The sequence below is a fragment of the Cytobacillus spartinae genome, from assembly GCF_042865285.1.
Lineage (GTDB): Bacteria > Bacillota > Bacilli > Bacillales > Cytobacillaceae > Robertmurraya_A > Robertmurraya_A spartinae.
Map to the genome: position 1 here is coordinate 135,617 of NZ_JBIACK010000010.1, position 17,691 is coordinate 153,307.

Consider the following 17,691-nt stretch of genomic DNA (forward strand, 5'->3'; position numbering starts at 1 on the left):
ACCCCTACTGTGTAACCAGAACGAGCTATATCTAAAAGATATTCTATATTAGAGATTTAGTAGATTCGGATGTCATATGCAAATTCGGACATGCATATAGTTAAGTATCGAGTGATAAATTCTATTAGCACTCTACTCTTAAATGCTTACATGAATTCACTCGAGTAACAGTGTTTTAGGAGGAAAAGCAATGAAGAATAGAATGTACCAGAACGTCTTAACAAATCATATTCGCGAACATTCCTCGATTTATTTATTCGTAATTGTTTTATTTATGATGGGAGTCATATTTGGAGCAATAGTAGTTAATAGTTTAAGCTTCACTCAAAAGGAAGATTTATTCTATTATCTATCACAATTTTTTGGACAGGTTTCAGACGGAAAAGTTGCTGCTTCGAAGGATTTGTTTTTCCAGAGCTTCTTTCATAATAGTAAGTTTATTGGCTTAATGTGGATTTTAGGAATCTCTATTATTGGATTGCCTATTATCTTAATACTATTGTTTATAAAGGGAATGGTTGTTGGGTTTACAGTAGGGTTTTTAGTAAACCAGATGCAATGGGATGGATTTTTACTATCATTTGTATCAGTCCTACCACAAAACTTTATTATTATCCCAGTCTTTATCGTGACAGCCACACTATCTGTTTCTTTCTCGTTAAAAATGATTAGAAGACAATTTATGAAAAAAATGGGTCAGCCACTCATGCCTTTATTAGGAAGATATATGACTGTATTTCTTGCTGCCTTACTTTTACTAATGATAGCTGCAAGCATCGAGGCTTATGTATCCCCAATCCTTATGAAAGCAGTCGTTAATACCATTTCGTAGATTCCTAGAAATACTAAGTAACCGTTTTTTAATTTTCCCTAGTATTCGTCCTATATTATAATGATTATAAGATAACAAACATTCTTTTTCCTAAATTAAAATGATTTCATTTTGAAACTTTCCCAGCATCTGTTATAATGATTATGACAGTGGCGAGGGAGGACTTTCGTGATGGAAAATAGAATTGAAAGAATAAAGAAACAGTTGCATTCATCTAGTTATAAGCTGACACCTCAACGGGAGGCTACCGTAAGAGTGTTACTAGAACATGAAGAGGATCACTTGAGTGCAGAAGATGTGTACCTCCTTGTAAAAGAAAAATCGCCTGAAATTGGATTAGCAACTGTGTATAGAACGTTAGAATTACTAACCGAACTAAAAATCGTAGATAAAATAAATTTTGGTGATGGTGTATCTAGATACGATCTAAGACAAGAGGGTGCCGCTCACTTTCATCACCATTTAGTATGTATTGAATGTGGTTCTGTAGCGGAGATTCAAGAAGATTTACTAGAGGACGTTGAGACAATCGTAGAACGTGATTGGCACTTTAAAATTAAAGATCACCGCTTAACCTTTCATGGGATCTGTCAAAAATGTCAGCAAAAAGAAGAACAAGAATAATAAGACGAAACCTTTTCAAGTAGGAAAAGGTTTTTTTGTATTTTGTGGTGAAAAAAAGTTGTCTCTTTTAGTTACCTCCACGATAACATAGACGTATCTCGTAGAGTTATATGTCCCGCCAAGAAATCTAATAAACAGTAAGAGAAACGTTGAAATCAGGTATAATTCTTGTCCAAAATGGCATACCTTTAAATATAATAGGATGTTGTGGAGGCTTGTATATGAAGTCGTGGTTTAAAATGATTTTTAAAACGGTTAAGGTGTTTATTCTTTTTACTGGATGCACAATTATATTTTATTATGGTATCATGTGGATAAATGAAGAGTATCAAGGCTATCACAAGTATGATGAACCAAAAGGAGCAGCAGTGAAAGTATCTGCACCTATTGAAGGAGAGGAATCAACTTGGTTTGATAGATTAATCTTGTTCTACTTAAACGGGGAGTAATGCTAGGAATGGAAGACCAACTGAAAGATTTTTTACATTTCCTAATTGTTGAAAAAGGACTAGCACAAAACACGATTGTGTCCTATGAAAGGGACTTGAAAAGTTACATTAAATATCTGAAAACAGAAGAACATTTAAATAGCTTAAAAGATGTACAGAGAGGACAAATTGTTCATTTTTCAGGAAAACTAAAAGAGCAAGGAAAATCCTCGAAAACACTAGCAAGACACGTTGCATCAATCAGGGCCTTTCATCAGTTTTTATTAAGAGAAAAAGTCGTTGACAACGACCCTTCCGTACACATTGAAACGCCTAAACTTGAACGATCCTTGCCGAAAGTATTAAACCTAAAAGAGGTGGAACTCCTATTAGAGTCTCCGAATACAAATGATCATTACGGGTTGCGCGATAAAGCCATGCTAGAGTTACTTTACGCCACGGGTATTCGTGTAAGCGAGTTAATTGGCTTGAATATTGGAGATGCCCACCTAACCATGGGGTTCATTCGTTGTATAGGTAAAGGAAATAAAGAAAGAATTATCCCTATTGGAAATAAGGCTACAGAGGCCATCCAAAAATATTTACAAGAGGGAAGGCAACACTTTGTTTCTAAGAAATATAGAGATGATTCCCTTTTTCTAAATCATCACGGGAAAGGGTTATCTAGACAGGGATTCTGGAAAATTCTCAAGCGATTAACACAAGAGGCAGGTATACAAAAAGAACTAACTCCTCACACGTTACGTCATTCATTTGCTACACATTTACTAGAAAATGGTGCCGATCTAAGGGCGGTACAAGAGATGCTAGGACATGCGGATATATCAACCACACAAATTTACACGCATGTAACAAAGACAAGACTAAAAGATGTGTATAGTCAATTTCATCCAAGAGCATAAGAGCGTTTGTATGATTGCTTTCATAGACTTAAAGATAAATAGATTTGTTCAAAAAGCTGCCATATTCAAGGTAGCTTTTTCTTGTTCTTTTTGTATTTTCTTTTGTAAAATATAAATGAGATGTCAGACTTCTGACGAATCCCTAATTATGTCATCTCAATACTGATTAGATTATCATTTTTTTAGGTGATCAATACTGGCTTTTAAAAAATGAATTCCAACTATGGATATCTTAAGCACATTGGTTATTCCTTATCGACAAGGGCAATATTATGGATGATAAGCTGATTATTCAAATACATATACATATGGAGGAGATATAATGCCTTACAAATATAAACGGATTTTTTTAATTGTGATGGATTCAGTAGGGATCGGGGAAGCTCCTGATGCTGAAAGATTTGGCGATAAAGGATCAGACACTTTAGGTCATATTGCTGATAAGATGAACGGACTTCACATGCCTAATATGGGTAAATTGGGGCTAAGCAATATTAGAGAAATTAAAGGAATTGAAAAAGCAGATAAGCCTCTTGCCTTTTACACAAAGATGCAAGAAGCATCTAATGGAAAAGATACAATGACAGGTCATTGGGAGATTATGGGACTTAACATCCAAACTCCTTTTAAGGTGTTTCCTGACGGGTTTCCTAGTGAACTTATTTCAGAGTTAGAATCACGCTCTGGTAGAAAGGTTATTGGGAATAAGCCGGCTAGTGGTACGGAGATTTTGGATGAATTAGGTGAAGATCATATGAAAACGGGAGCTCTCATTGTCTATACATCTGCTGATTCCGTCTTACAAATCGCTGCACATGAAGATATTATCCCTATTGAAGAGCAATACAAAATCTGCAAAATTGCACGAGAACTAACATTAGATGAGAAGTATATGGTAGGTCGTGTCATTGCTAGACCTTTTCTTGGAGAGCCAGGGAATTTCCAACGAACATCCAATCGCCATGATTATGCATTAAAACCTTTTTCTCGAACAGTGATGAACGAGTTAAAGGATTCTAATTACGAAGTCATTGCTATTGGAAAAATATCTGATATTTATGATGGAGAAGGAATTACTCAATCGCTAAGAACCGTTTCAAATATGGATGGGATGGATAAGCTTCTTCAGACACTCGACGAAGATTTTACGGGGCTAAGCTTTTTGAACTTAGTTGATTTCGATGCTTTGTATGGGCACCGCCGTGATCCTGAGGGCTATGGAAAGGCTTTAGAGGAATATGATGCTAGACTTACAGAAGTGTTTGCAAAATTAAAAGACGATGATTTGCTAGTGATTACAGCAGATCATGGAAATGACCCTGTCCACCCAGGCACCGATCATACGCGTGAGTATGTACCCCTACTTGTTTATTCAAAATCATTTGCTGAAGGAAAAGAACTTCCTATAAGTGAAACGTTCGCGGACATCGGTGCAACAGTGGCAGATAATTTTAAGGTGGAAATGCCTAAGTTCGGAAAGAGTTTCTTAGGGCATTTAAAATAGGATCGAAAATGAAAATAAGAATCTATAGAATGAGGGACGAATATGGATTTTCAAAAAATACAAAGAGCTACTGATTTTTTAAAAGGAAATTATAAGGGTGAGCCAAAAATTGGTCTTATTCTTGGTTCAGGACTAGGGGTTCTAGCAGAAGAGATAGAAGATGCTGTGAAAGTACCTTATAGTGAAATCCCGGATTTTCCTGTTTCAACTGTGGAAGGTCATGCCGGGCAGCTTGTATTTGGAACACTAAACGGAGTGGCAGTTGTTGCCATGCAAGGCCGCTTCCATTATTACGAAGGCTATAGCTTTGAGCAAGTTACATTTCCAGTTCGAGTAATGAAAGAATTAGGAGTAAAAACGGTTATTGTTACAAATGCAGCAGGTGGTGTCAATGAGAGTTTTTCTCCCGGGGATTTAATGCTTATTTCAGATCATATAAATAATATGGGCTCAAATCCTCTAATTGGTCCAAATGATTCAAGACTCGGAGTAAGGTTCCCTGATATGTCAGAGGCTTATTCAAAATCATTAAGAACAATGGCAAAGGAAATAGCAACTAGGCTATCTATACAAGTAAAAGAAGGCGTGTATGTTGGAAACACTGGTCCTTCCTACGAAACACCTGCAGAAATTAGGATGCTTCGAGTAATCGGGGGAGATGCTGTTGGGATGTCGACGGTTCCAGAGGTGATTGTAGCCCGTCATAGTGGATTAGAGGTGCTTGGAATCTCTTGTATATCGAATATGGCAGCAGGAATATTAGATCAACCCTTAAACCATGAAGAAGTGATTGAAACAACAGAGAAAGTAAAAGAAAATTTCCTTCGTTTTGTACGAGAAATCGTAAAAGAAATTAAGTAGTAAAGCTAGCTATTTATTGGAAAAGTGGTGATTGGTATGAGAATGGTGGATTTAATTGAAAAAAAGCGTGATGGAAAAGAGCTTTTAAAAGAGGAAATTGAATTTATTGTTCAAGGATATACAAAAGGAGATATTCCTGATTATCAAATGAGCGCGTGGACCATGGCAGTCTTTTTTCAAGGGATGTCAGAAGAGGAAAGAGCAAATTTAACAATGGCTATGGTTGAATCTGGTGATCAAATCGATCTTTCAAAAATTGAAGGAGTTAAGGTCGACAAACACTCTACAGGTGGAGTTGGTGATACAACTACGTTAGTTTTAGGGCCACTCGTTGCTTCTGTTGGTGTTCCGGTTGCAAAAATGTCAGGACGCGGACTAGGTCATACAGGTGGAACAATTGATAAGCTTGAATCTGTGGAAGGGTTCCATGTGGAAATTGATAATAATGAATTTATAGATTTGGTCAATAAAAATAAAATTGCAGTAATAGGCCAGAGCGGCAATTTAACTCCAGCTGATAAAAAGCTTTATGCACTTCGTGACGTAACTGCAACCGTTAACAGCATTCCGCTGATTGCAAGCTCCATTATGAGTAAAAAAATTGCTGCAGGTGCGGATGCAATTGTTCTAGACGTAAAGACTGGTTCTGGGGCGTTTATGAAAACGTTAGAAGATTCAAGGGAATTAGCTAAAGCGATGGTTCGGATAGGGAATAATGTCGGCAGAAAAACAATGGCAGTGATTTCAGATATGAGCCAGCCTCTAGGATTTGCCATCGGTAATGCATTGGAAGTAAAAGAAGCAATTGATACGTTAAAGGGTGAAGGTCCAGAGGATTTAACTGAGCTTTGCCTGACACTAGGAAGTCATATGGTTTACCTAGCAAACAAAGCAAACACTTTAGAAGAAGCAAGGAAGTTTCTTGAAGAAGCAATAGAGAATGGCCGTGCTTTAGACACGATGAAGACGTTCTTAGAATCCCAAGGTGGCGACCCTTCAGTAGTCGATGATCCATCTAAGCTACCTCAAGCAAAGTATACATATGAGTTAGAGGCAAGAGAAGATGGGTTTATTTCTGATATGGTTGCGGACGAAATAGGAACGGCGGCTATGTTGTTAGGTGCGGGCCGAGCAACAAAGGATTCACAAATTGATTTAGCAGTCGGTTTAGTTTTAAACAAAAAAATAGGTGACGAAGTTAAAAGAGGCGAATCAATCGTAACGATCTATAGTAATTTTGAACAGGTTGAAGAAGTAAAAGATAAGTTATATAAAAACATCAAAATTACACCAGAGAGAGCAGAAGCGCAGAGATTGATTTACGAAGAGATAACAGAATAGTAAGGTTAGCCAAGGAGACGGTCCTTGGCTTAAAATTGTAGACAAAAGTCATCGAACTGATACCTTTTGTCTTTTTTTTATGTTTTAGGAAATTCTAAAGTTACTAGCCTGTGTGTATAACTAAATGTTTGTTAACACGTCCAGCTCTAGTGCCCAGCGACTAGTAATTTCCAGGAACTAATTGATCAATCGGGAGTATTTCTAATTGTTGCGTTCATTGGTTTGGTATTTTAGTCATTAGGAACGTCACCTCAAAATATTACAGTTTACTTAGTTGATTGAAGCGAAGGGCGACGACTCCTGTGGGAAAAGCCCTGGACTGAGCGGAGCGAGGGAAGCGGCTCGGCCCCGCCCGCGTAAAGCGTTCGCCCGTAGCATAAATCAACGGATACCATGAGTATGATTGAATTTAGCCAAGGAGATGATCCTTGGCTTTTTTTGCGTCTTTTAGTTAATAGTCATATTAAATGGATATTTTCTTTAAGGGAAATACCTTCGCTGGATTTTCTGTGTGGAAAAAATTTTATAATACAGGAAAAAGTTGTATAAATTGTTCGCTAATGGTGAAAAATGGAGCGTATAAAGAATGGAGGGTTATGTCATGAAAAGATTTGCAACTTTATTTCTTATCACTATCTTATTAACATCTATTACTGCTCCTTATGCCTTAGCTGAAGAAAAAACTGGTGTTGAATTAGTAGATAATGCGAGATCTGCAGTTTTGATTGAAAGAGATACTGGAACTGTACTATACGATAAAAACAGCAATGAACAATTACCTCCGGCAAGCATGACGAAAATCATGACTATGCTTTTAATCATGGAGGCAATAGATACAGGTAAGTTAAAAATGGATGAAAAAATCAGAACTAGTGAACATGCTGCATCCATGGGTGGTTCACAAATTTTCTTAGAACCAGGTGAAGAAATGACAACCGAAGAGATGTTAAGAGGGGTTGCCATTGGTTCTGGAAACGATGCATCCGTTGCACTTGCTGAAAGAATCGCTGGGTCAGAAGAAGCCTTTGTTGACATGATGAATGCTAAAGTAAAGGAATTAGGATTGAAAGATACTGCATTCAAAAATGCAACTGGGTTACCGGCTGATGACCACTACAGTACTGCACATGATATGGCAGTGATGGCAAAAGAGCTTCTAAAGTATAAAGAAATTACAAATTTCACAGGGAAATATGAATCCTATTTACGTGAAAATACAGATAAGAAATTTTGGTTAGTCAACACAAATAGACTTGTAAAGTTCTACCCTGGAGTGGACGGTTTAAAAACAGGATTTACAAACGAGGCGAAATATTGTCTAACAGCAACTGCTGAAAAGAATGGAATGAGAGTGGTAGCTGTTGTCTTTGGAGCGCCTACTTCTAAAGAGAGAAATGCGCAAATTACAAAAATGTTAGATTACGCTTTTACTCAATATGAGACACATCCAATGTATGAAAGAAACTTCACATTAGGAAATGTGGAAGTTAGCAAGGGAGATAAAAAGAAAGTCACTGCATTAACTAGTGAACCTATTTCTCTATTAACGAAAAAAGGGGAAAGTGTTGATGACGTTAAGCAAGAAGTTGTTTTTGAAAAAGAGCTTAAGGCACCAATTGCAAAAGGAGATAAGGTTGGAACACTTAAGCTAGTAAAAGACGGGAAAACGTTGGTGAAGAGCCCGTTAGTTGCAAAAGAAGATGTGGCTGAAGCAAGCTGGTGGGTTCTTTACAAAAGAGCATTCGGTATGTTTACGAAAGCTGGGAAATAACAAGATTTAAATTTTTTTCGTTAATACTTATAGTAATAAACCTGAAAAAAGTTTGTCGAAAACCTTGTGTATTCCAACTTTTTTTAGCGAATAACCACTAGTTCTGTCAATGAGAAGGAATTAGCGTATTAAGCATAGAATTGACTCACTATACCAGATAAGGAGGCCTATGGATAGTGAGTCTTAACATTGAAATGGAAGTTAAAAATGATGTTTTGTGCATTCGTCTAGATGGAGAGTTGGATCATCATTCTGCTGATGAATTGCGTAGACATGCAACTGAAGCAATTGAAAAGCATCGTATTCGTCATATTGTCCTAAATTTAGAACAGCTTTCCTTTATGGATAGTTCAGGTCTAGGAGTTATTTTAGGAAGATATAAACAAATTAAACAGCAACACGGTGAGATGGTCGTTTGTGCTATTTCCCCAGCTATTCAACGATTATTCGATATGTCCGGTTTATTTAAAATAATTCGTCTTGAACCGACAGAAGAATTTGCTTTGGAACGATTGGGGGTAGCGTAAATTAATGAAAAACGAAATGCAGCTTCAATTTAGCGCTTTGAGTCAAAATGAATCTTTTGCCCGTGTCACTGTTGCAGCATTTATTGCTCAACTTGATCCAACGATGGATGAATTAACAGAAATTAAGACAGTAGTATCAGAGGCTGTTACGAATGCTATTATCCATGGTTACGAAAATGATCCGAATGGAATTGTTTATATTTCCGTGAAGTTAGAAGACGGCTTTATGGATATGTCCATTAAGGACGAAGGTTTAGGGATAATGGATATTGAGGAAGCTCGTCAACCATTATTTACGACAAAGCCTGAGCTAGAGAGGTCCGGAATGGGATTCACGATTATGGAAAATTTCATGGATGAGATAGAAGTTCATTCACAACTTGGTCAAGGAACAGAAATTCGATTAAGAAAACAGTTAGCACAGAGCAAAATGCTATGCAATTAAGGGAGTATTGCCTATGGATGTGGAGGTAAAGTCAGAGAAGACCCAGACATATTTAAAGGACCATGAAGTAAAAGAGCTTATTCAAAGAAGTCATGATGGGGATCAAGAGGCACGAGACTTAATCGTTCAAAAAAACATGCGTCTCGTATGGTCAGTCGTTCAACGTTTTCTAAATCGAGGATACGAGCCTGACGATCTATTTCAGATTGGCTGTATTGGTTTACTTAAGTCTGTTGATAAATTTGACCTCTCCTATGATGTCAAATTCTCAACATATGCAGTACCCATGATTATTGGTGAAATACAAAGGTTTATCCGTGATGATGGAACTGTAAAAGTAAGTCGTTCTTTGAAAGAGATGGCTAACAAAATCCGCAAAGCAAAAGATGAGCTTTCTAAGACTTTGGGGAGAATACCTACTGTTAATGAGCTTTCTGAATACTTGGATATCCCGACTGAAGACATCATTCTTGCACAGGAAGCAAGTCGCTCACCCTCTTCCATTCATGAAACCGTGTATGAAAATGATGGTGACCCCATCACATTACTCGACCAGATTGATGATGGAAATGAGGGTAAGTGGTTTGATAAGATTGCCTTAAAGGAAGCAATAAGGGAACTTGATGAGCGAGAAAGGCTTATTGTCTACTTGCGATATTATAAAGATCAAACCCAGTCTGAAGTCGCCGAACGGCTAGGAATTTCTCAAGTGCAAGTTTCTAGGCTAGAGAAAAAGATACTGCAACAAATGAAGGATCGTATGGACTTATAAAGTCTATACGATCCTTTTTTCTAATGCTTTATCGTTTCGTTAAATGGACTTAGTTGGCTGCCGACAGTTAATTCTTAATTCCGCGTCTGTCATGAAATCGACGCATAAAGGTGCAAAAACCCCCGCATAAAATGATGAATTTCCCGCATAAACACGCGAATATGCCTCATAAGTTTCCCAAACTACAAATTACCAAATCTGAATGGAATTTGCGACCTTCCCCTTTTATTTTACCAAGCGAACCAATTATTGGTGTTCATGAACAATTTAGGTGTTACTAATACTATTTATACAAGGAAATCAATGTGTGGGAAGTGAACGTCATGGAAAAAACGGTTTATATTCGCATGCGACATAAAGCCCAAGTTCAACCGCACGACCATGTTTTGCTGAAGGACATTGCACAAGTAATTACGGATGACTCCATAATCAATGATTTAAAAAATCTTCCGATTTATAAGGTTTCAAAGCAAGATCAAAACTTTATCGTTCTTGATGTAATGAAAGTTATTTCCCTTGTACATGAGGTCTATAGGGACATTGAGATTCAGACCATTGGAGCTTCTCAAACGATTATAGAAGTAATCACCAAAAAAAGAGGAGTATCCATTCCTTTTTTTCTTTTAATATGGCTTTTACTTTTCTTTGGTGCTGCACTAGCCATTATGAACTTTCATGAGGATGTCAGCATGTTGAGTGTTCATCAAAGAATTTACACCATTATTACTGGAAAAGTTGAAAAGTATCCATTAATTTTTCAAATACCTTATTCCTTGGGGTTGGGGTTAGGAATGATTATATTTTTTAACCACGTTTTTCGTAAACGGATAAATGAAGAGCCAAGTCCACTAGAAGTTGAAATGTTTAATTACCAGCAGGACCTCGATCATTACGTAAGTATGAACGAAAACAAAGAAAGTATAAAAAGATTGCATGATCGTTAACATCATATTTGTAATGTTTATCGGTTTTGCTGGTGGACTAGCAGTTGGATCTGGATTTGTTGCGTTTCTAACTGTTTTGGGAATCATTCCGAGACTCACTCAGTTATCAAAAACGATGAAAATGATTCACTGGTACGAATGGTCAGTTGTTCTTGGCGCAATAGGGGGGACGGTAGCCAGCTTATTTTCCCCTAACTTTAATTTTACCCCATACCTTTTAATCCCGCTCGGCTTAGCATGTGGTACTTTTATTGGCATGCTTGCTGCTGCTCTGACCGAGGTCCTTAATGTCCTTCCAATTTTGGCTAAAAGGATAGGCCTTGATGGAAAAATCGTGATTTTACTTATGGCCATCGTATTAGGCAAGGTCTTTGGTTCACTCTTTCATTGGGTGTATTTTGTTGCAAAAGGATAAAAGGATCATTTTAAAATGCTTGGAATGAAAGGAAGGAACAAATCTTAGAACGTACATTATAAAACGAAAGGAACTTACACTATGAAGGAACGGCGGCGCGTAATCCTGATTACAGATGGGGACGAATACGCAAGAAAAGCAGTGGAACATGTTGCAAAAGAGATAGGTGGTAGATGCATATCGATGTCTCATGGAAACCCAACTGTTCTTAAAGGTCCTCAGATTGTAGAGTTAATCAAGAAATCTCCATACGATCCTGTACTCGTTATGTTTGATGATAGCGGGTTTGTAGGAGAGGGCGCAGGAGAAACCGCTCTGAAATACGTAGCACGCCATAGTGATATTAAGGTTCTAGGAGTTTTAGCTGTTGCCTCTAAAACCAAGCAAGCAGAATGGACAAAGGTAGATGTTTGTGTAGATCGTTATGGAGAATTAACCCCATATGGTGTAGATAAATATGGAGAACCAGAATTAGAGATCGGAAAAATGAATGGTGACACCGTCTATTGTATAGACGAGCTTGATGTGCCTATTGTTGTAGGCATCGGTGATATTGGGAAAATGGCTAGAAAAGATCATTACAAAATCGGCTCACCTATTACAAAACAAGCAATTGAACTCATCTTAGAAAGGAGCGGATTTTATGAATCAAACAGCGAGTAAAGAAAAACGACCAATACCTGAAAGTCCAGATGAAGTAGAACAGTTTATGAAAGATAAGATTGGTTTAGGAGAAAGTTTTGATTTAGGTACTAGAAAAATAAAGATACTTAAAAAAGATGTAAGGTTATATTTTATTAATGGCCTTTGTGACACAGGATTTATCATTGAAAACCTTGAAGAATTAGTCGGAATTAATGACCATGAAAAATCATCAACAGATTTACTCGCAAAGATTGAAAATCGCATTGTCCATCAGTCTGTAACTAAAATAAAAACGTTAGATGAATTAGTCGATCAAGTTTTATCAGGGTTGATTGTCATCGTTATGGAGGGGGAGTCGGAAGCATTAACAGTTGATGTAAGAAGTTATCCTGGCAGGACTCCTCAAGAGCCGGATACGGAAAAAGTCATAAGGGGCTCTAGAGATGGATTCGTAGAAAACATCATTGTAAATACAGCATTGACAAGAAGAAGAATAAGAGATGAACGACTAAGATTTGAAATACTGCAGGTCGGAGAAAGGTCGAAAACGGATATCGCTATTGGATATATTAAAGATGTTGCTAATCCTGATTTAGTAGATATCATAAAAAAAGAGATACAGGCGATTGAGGTCGATGGTCTAACGATGGCTGATAAAGCGGTCGAGGAATTCCTAGTCAAACAAGGCTATAATCCTTACCCTCTTGTGCGATATACGGAAAGGGCAGATGTGGCTGCCACACATTTATTAGAAGGTCATGTCATTATTTATGTTGATACATCACCTAGTGTTATGATTACACCTACAACCTTTTTCCACCACTTGCAACATGCTGAAGAATATAGGCAATCAGCTACTGTTGGGACATTCATTAGGTGGACAAGGTTCTTGGGCGTGTTGGCATCATTATTTTTGTTACCGTTATGGTTACTGTTTGTACTGGAACCAGAATTACTACCGAAAGCATTAGATTTTATTGGGCCTAATGAGAAATCTAATATTCCAGTTATTGTTCAGCTCTTGCTTGCGGATGTAGGGATATTATTCTTAAGAATGGCTGCAATCCATACTCCAACCCCTTTAGCTACATCAATGGGCTTAATTGCTGCAGTATTAATTGGACAAATTGCTATAGATGTAGGACTTTTTGTCCCTGAAGTCATCCTTTATGTGGCTGTTGCAGCCATTGGAACCTTTACAACTCCTAGTTATGAATTGGGTATAGCGAATAAGTTGGCGAAATTTGCGTTATTAATCGCGGTGGCCATTTTCCACACCCCTGGGTTCGTAGTTGGAGTAACTTTGTTTATCTTATTTATTGGGAGTATTAAGTCATTTAGTAGTCCATATTTATGGCCTTTACTACCATTTAGCCCAAGAGCATGTTTGCAAATACTTTTCAGACGTTCGGTTCCTGGAACAAAAATTCGACCAAGTATTGTACATCCTAAAAATCGCTTTAAACAGCCGTCCAATTCATAAATAGAAGGACATATGGTAATTGCGAGAACAAACAAAATATGATAAAGTTATGTTTAATTTAATGGAATAAAGGGATAAAGAGAATAGATAGGCAGTAGTTTTCTATGACACTGCCTATTTTTACTATAGGAATGAGGGGAAATAATGTTTTTACATGGAACTTCTAAGATAAATAATAAGGGGCATCTGGAAATTGGTGGAGTAGACACCATTGAAATTGTGAAGGAGTTTGGTACTCCTGTCTATGTTTATGATGTTGCACTCATTCGTGACAGAGCTAAAGGCTTTAAAGATACATTTGAAAAATTGGGGATTAAGGCACAAGTTGCCTATGCTAGTAAAGCATTCTCTACTGTTGCCATGGTTCAACTTGCTGATCAAGAAGGACTTTCTCTTGATGTAGTTTCAGGTGGAGAGTTGTATACGGCATTAGCTGCAGATTTTCCTGTTGATAGAATCCATTTTCATGGGAATAACAAGAGCAGAGAAGAATTAGAAATGGCTCTAGAGCACCGTCTTGGTTGTATTGTAGTTGACAATTTTCATGAACTACAACTTCTTGCAGAGCTTTGTGAAATTAAAAATGTGAGAGCAAAGATTTTACTCCGAGTAACACCGGGGATAGAGGCACATACACATGATTATATCTTAACAGGTCAAGAGGATTCTAAGTTTGGTTTTGGACTTCAAAATGGACAGGCAACGACTGCCCTTAAAACAGCCATAGACTCTGATTATTTAGATTTACTAGGAGTTCATTGTCATATTGGATCTCAAATCTTTGAAACAACTGGATTCATATTAGCTGCTAGAAAAATCTTCACTCAATTAAAAGAGTGGAAGGAATCACTTGGCTTTGAGTCAAAAGTATTAAATCTTGGTGGAGGCTTCGGAATTCGTTATACACAAGAAGACGATCCCATCCCCGCCTCTCAGTACGTTGAGGAAATTATTGCTGAAGTAAAAGATCAAGCTGAGAAATTATCAATGGAAGTTCCAGAGATTTGGATTGAACCTGGTCGTTCTTTAGTTGGTGACGCAGGAACAACACTTTATCAGATTGGATCAAAGAAGGATGTCCCAAATGTAAGAAAGTATTTGGCTGTTGATGGTGGAATGAGTGACAATATCCGCCCAGCTCTTTATGAGGCTAAGTATGAAGCGATTTTAGCAAATAGGGCATTAGAAACACCTGAAGAAACTGTTTCAATTGCTGGGAAATGTTGTGAATCTGGCGATATGTTAATTTGGGATCTGCCTCTTCCAAAGGCTGAAAGTAATGATGTATTAGCAGTGTTCTGTACTGGTGCATACGGCTATGCGATGTCAAACAACTACAATCGTATCCCTAAGCCTCCTGTTGTATTTGTTGAAAAAGGTAAAGCCCAACTTGTGGTCAGACGTGAAACATTTGATGATATTGTGCGACTAGATCTTCCACTGAAAACTAAAGTGAATAACTAGGAATAATGGACACTCCTTATAGTAGATGGCAACCACATGTACTAAAGGGGTGTTTTCTCATACTTCAAAGTTTGTAAGCACTGAATGGGGATGGATGAAAATCGCACTATCGTGTACAATAAGTACGTCACAGATGTGATCTACTTTGGTTAGGAGGTTATTTTCTCTAGCATGAAAAAGAATAATTGGATACTGTTCATCTTTATCTTACTAATGGGGTTAGCCTGGGGAGTATATTATTGGATGTTTATTGCACCAACTAGTTGAAAACATTCCATTGAATAAATGATTCTTATCTTGTATGATATTAACGATTGATTTTTTTCTTAACATACTTTTTACAATTAAGAACGGAAGAACCAATATATAACACTTACATACTATAATAAAAAGTTTAAAAAGATTAAAAATTGGAAAAAATAGTCTTATGACTAATGTGCCTATGTAGGAAAAATAATTTTTATATGTTTTATTCAATTAATGAGGGATTACTATGCTAATTCGGTATAAGAAAACATTTGAAAAAATTGCTATGGGTTTGTTATCTTTCATGCCAAATGAAAAAGAGCTGAAGAAGTTACAACAAACGATGAAACAGTATGAAACAGCAGATGATTGGCAATTGTTCTTGTGGAAAGAGGAGGATATCATTGGACTTATCGGAGTTTTAATGGTAGACGAACAGACAGTTGAAATTCAACATATTTCTGTTAATCCTTCTCATCGTCATCAGGGAATTGGAAAGAGTATGGTCTGGGGATTAAAAGAACTTCTCCCTAATAAAGAAATAAAACCAAATGAAGATACAGCATCATTTATTGAAAAATGTGTCTATAATGAAGAATTGGTTGAAGGCAAGGAATAAGTAATTATTCCCTGCCTTTATTTTGTTTCACTTTTAACGCTTTTTTCCGATCAGCGATGACTTCACTTCGGTCACGAGTGGAATGGCGATGGATTAAATCGAAGTTTGCCAAATCACTACTCTGGCACCAATTGAAGCCTCTTTCGTTACAAGCTTGTATACATGCATCTACTAATTGAGGATCATGTATGGGCAGGTTATAGCTTTTATACTCTTCCAGGTTTTTAATTTTTATCATGCAATTTTCTAGAAAAGGGATGAAATCCTCACTTCTTAGTCCATACTTAGCCAAATCTTCACGATGCTGAATGAAGATGGAAAATGCTTTATTGAGGGTTCTCTGTGCACCTTTATAATTACTTCTTCGGTGGTGATAGTTGGAAACTGCCAGTAATATAAATCCAACCAGTATGGATTCTTTATTCCTCGAATCTGTTTCTTTCCAATATTCCTCTAATATCTCATGACATTCAAAGTAATCTCGATCTCCATGAAAATGGATTAAGTATTCAATGTATTCCTTCGGGTACATATGGTCACTCCTTAAGAGATGTATGATTAGTGTATCACAGTTTTAAGTATTATCTAATATTATTAAATGCGAGAAATGCCCTAATATAAAAGAGGCTAACCTTTTGCCAATCCTAGATACAGTTTGAAAGGATTTGAATTCCTACCCAACTGTTTCAAGCATTGACAAGCAAGTTAGCCCCTTGAATCTATCCTAAAAGATTTTTAAATCGATCTTATAACCAAGCAGCACCTACGATAATTAATAGGATGAAAAGCACCACAATTAACGCAAATCCTGAACCAAAGCCAACGCCTGTAACTTCTGACATTGTATAACATACCTCCTAAATTCTTAGTTAATACATTTACATCCTATGTGGGCAAAATATAAAACGTATGGGCGGATAGCCTAATTTTTACAATAATAACGTAGAGACAAATTTTTATTGGATAAACAGGATGAATCCTCTATACTATTAGTAGCATTTAAGAATATGTAAAGAGTAGAAGAAATGCTTGAAGGATAGAGCATTAACACAAGTAAAGAATAGTATTTTTGATCCTAAACAGAAACTTTGGTGGAAACGATGGAGCAGTATAATGTTAAACTAGAAGCGTTTGAAGGACCACTCGATTTATTGCTTCACCTTATAAATCGGTTGGAAATTGATATATATGATATTCCGATGGCAAAAATAACCGAGCAGTACCTTTTTTATATACATGCAATGAAGGAGCTAAAATTAGATGTTGCAAGTGAATATTTAGTCATGGCAGCTACTTTGTTAGCCATCAAAAGTAAAATGCTCCTTCCTAAGCACGAAGAAGAATTAGAGGACGAGTTCGAATTTGAAATGGAAGAAGATCCACGAGATGAACTTGTTGAAAGATTAATTGAGTATAAGAAATATAAAGAAGCTGCAGTGGACTTGAAATTGTTAGAGCAAGAGCGGGGATTAATGTTCACTAAACCTCCGAGCGATTTAACTGATTTTTCAAAAGAGGTTCAATCTGAGAGAAAAGATTTAAATGTCTCTTTATACGACATGCTTGGGGCCTTCCAAAAGCTCTTAAGAAGAAAAAAACTACAAAGACCTATGGCAACTAGAATAGCACGACAGGAAATACCGATTGAAAAAAGAATAGAAGAGATTATTCAGGAATTGAAAACATTCAAGGGTAAGAAGAGCTTTTATGATTTATTTCCGTACCGAGAGCGCAATCATATTGTGGTTACCTTTTTAGCTATATTAGAGTTAATGAAACGGAAAGAAATCATTATTGAACAAGAAAAGAACTTCGCAGAAATATTTGTTATGGGAAAGGAGCAATAG

General features: G+C 36.9%; 20 protein-coding genes. 18 read left to right on the forward strand and 2 right to left on the reverse strand.

The window, feature by feature from the left end:
- Positions 1-190 precede the first annotated feature (190 nt).
- The 17 genes from spoIIM to ACFYKX_RS18595 all read left to right on the forward strand — a co-directional run bounded on the left by spoIIM (position 191) and on the right by ACFYKX_RS18595 (position 15,844).
- Positions 191-832 carry a stage II sporulation protein M gene (spoIIM, locus tag ACFYKX_RS18515; RefSeq protein ID WP_389362556.1) on the forward strand — a complete coding sequence of 214 codons (642 nt, stop codon included), beginning with the start codon at positions 191-193 and terminating at the stop codon, positions 830-832.
- A gap of 171 nt (positions 833-1,003) precedes the next feature.
- On the forward strand, positions 1,004-1,456 hold the full coding sequence (fur, locus tag ACFYKX_RS18520; protein ID WP_389362557.1) for a ferric iron uptake transcriptional regulator: 453 nt from the start codon (positions 1,004-1,006) through the stop codon (positions 1,454-1,456).
- A gap of 221 nt (positions 1,457-1,677) precedes the next feature.
- Positions 1,678-1,905, forward strand: a complete 228-nt coding sequence (locus tag ACFYKX_RS18525; protein ID WP_389362558.1) for a YqzK family protein — start codon at positions 1,678-1,680, stop codon at positions 1,903-1,905.
- A gap of 8 nt (positions 1,906-1,913) precedes the next feature.
- Positions 1,914-2,807 (forward strand): site-specific tyrosine recombinase XerD, encoded by an 894-nt coding sequence (xerD, locus tag ACFYKX_RS18530; RefSeq protein ID WP_389362559.1) that lies wholly within the window; start codon positions 1,914-1,916, stop codon positions 2,805-2,807.
- A gap of 322 nt (positions 2,808-3,129) precedes the next feature.
- Entirely contained in the window at positions 3,130-4,311 is a 1,182-nt protein-coding gene (deoB, locus tag ACFYKX_RS18535) for a phosphopentomutase (protein WP_389362560.1), read from the forward strand.
- 42 nt (positions 4,312-4,353) lie between these two features.
- Positions 4,354-5,172: a purine-nucleoside phosphorylase gene (locus ACFYKX_RS18540; protein ID WP_389362561.1), complete on the forward strand. Its 819-nt coding sequence runs from the start codon at positions 4,354-4,356 to the stop codon at positions 5,170-5,172.
- 36 nt (positions 5,173-5,208) lie between these two features.
- Positions 5,209-6,513, forward strand: coding sequence for a pyrimidine-nucleoside phosphorylase (locus tag ACFYKX_RS18545; protein ID WP_389362562.1), 1,305 nt, complete (start codon positions 5,209-5,211; stop codon positions 6,511-6,513).
- A 601-nt stretch (positions 6,514-7,114) separates the two neighbouring features.
- Complete coding sequence (locus ACFYKX_RS18550; RefSeq protein ID WP_389362563.1) at positions 7,115-8,284, forward strand: D-alanyl-D-alanine carboxypeptidase family protein; 1,170 nt, start codon at positions 7,115-7,117, stop codon at positions 8,282-8,284.
- A 176-nt stretch (positions 8,285-8,460) separates the two neighbouring features.
- Entirely contained in the window at positions 8,461-8,811 is a 351-nt protein-coding gene (gene spoIIAA / locus ACFYKX_RS18555) for an anti-sigma F factor antagonist (protein WP_389362564.1), read from the forward strand.
- Positions 8,812-8,815: 4 nt separating this feature from the next.
- On the forward strand, positions 8,816-9,256 hold the full coding sequence (gene spoIIAB / locus ACFYKX_RS18560; RefSeq protein WP_389362565.1) for an anti-sigma F factor: 441 nt from the start codon (positions 8,816-8,818) through the stop codon (positions 9,254-9,256).
- 13 nt (positions 9,257-9,269) lie between these two features.
- Positions 9,270-10,028: an RNA polymerase sporulation sigma factor SigF gene (gene sigF, locus ACFYKX_RS18565; protein WP_389362566.1), complete on the forward strand. Its 759-nt coding sequence runs from the start codon at positions 9,270-9,272 to the stop codon at positions 10,026-10,028.
- Between the two features lie 323 nt (positions 10,029-10,351).
- On the forward strand, positions 10,352-10,972 hold the full coding sequence (locus ACFYKX_RS18570; protein ID WP_389362567.1) for a stage V sporulation protein AA: 621 nt from the start codon (positions 10,352-10,354) through the stop codon (positions 10,970-10,972).
- On the forward strand, positions 10,962-11,387 hold the full coding sequence (locus ACFYKX_RS18575; protein WP_389362568.1) for a stage V sporulation protein AB: 426 nt from the start codon (positions 10,962-10,964) through the stop codon (positions 11,385-11,387). The genes ACFYKX_RS18570 and ACFYKX_RS18575 overlap by 11 nt, the downstream gene beginning before the upstream one ends.
- Before the next feature lie 81 nt (positions 11,388-11,468).
- A complete protein-coding gene (locus ACFYKX_RS18580) occupies positions 11,469-12,050 on the forward strand; it encodes a stage V sporulation protein AE (protein WP_389362569.1) in 582 nt (193 codons plus the stop codon).
- Positions 12,031-13,515 (forward strand): spore germination protein, encoded by a 1,485-nt coding sequence (locus tag ACFYKX_RS18585; protein WP_389362570.1) that lies wholly within the window; start codon positions 12,031-12,033, stop codon positions 13,513-13,515. Before ACFYKX_RS18580 ends, ACFYKX_RS18585 begins: the two co-directional genes overlap by 20 nt.
- A gap of 144 nt (positions 13,516-13,659) precedes the next feature.
- Positions 13,660-14,979 (forward strand): diaminopimelate decarboxylase, encoded by a 1,320-nt coding sequence (lysA, locus tag ACFYKX_RS18590; protein WP_389362571.1) that lies wholly within the window; start codon positions 13,660-13,662, stop codon positions 14,977-14,979.
- 493 nt (positions 14,980-15,472) lie between these two features.
- On the forward strand, positions 15,473-15,844 hold the full coding sequence (locus tag ACFYKX_RS18595; RefSeq protein ID WP_389362572.1) for a GNAT family N-acetyltransferase: 372 nt from the start codon (positions 15,473-15,475) through the stop codon (positions 15,842-15,844).
- 4 nt (positions 15,845-15,848) lie between these two features.
- Here the strand turns inward: ACFYKX_RS18595 and ACFYKX_RS18600 are convergent, their stop codons facing one another.
- Both ACFYKX_RS18600 and ACFYKX_RS18605 read right to left on the reverse strand, forming a co-directional pair.
- A complete protein-coding gene (locus ACFYKX_RS18600; protein ID WP_389362573.1) occupies positions 15,849-16,376 on the reverse strand; it encodes a DUF309 domain-containing protein in 528 nt (175 codons plus the stop codon).
- 214 nt (positions 16,377-16,590) lie between these two features.
- Complete coding sequence (locus ACFYKX_RS18605) at positions 16,591-16,686, reverse strand: YjcZ family sporulation protein (protein WP_389362574.1); 96 nt, start codon at positions 16,684-16,686, stop codon at positions 16,591-16,593.
- Between the two features lie 258 nt (positions 16,687-16,944).
- Between ACFYKX_RS18605 and ACFYKX_RS18610 the strand changes: the two genes are divergently transcribed.
- The gene (locus tag ACFYKX_RS18610; protein WP_389362575.1) at positions 16,945-17,691 is read left to right on the forward strand and encodes a segregation/condensation protein A; all 747 of its coding nucleotides are present in this window, start codon (positions 16,945-16,947) and stop codon (positions 17,689-17,691) included.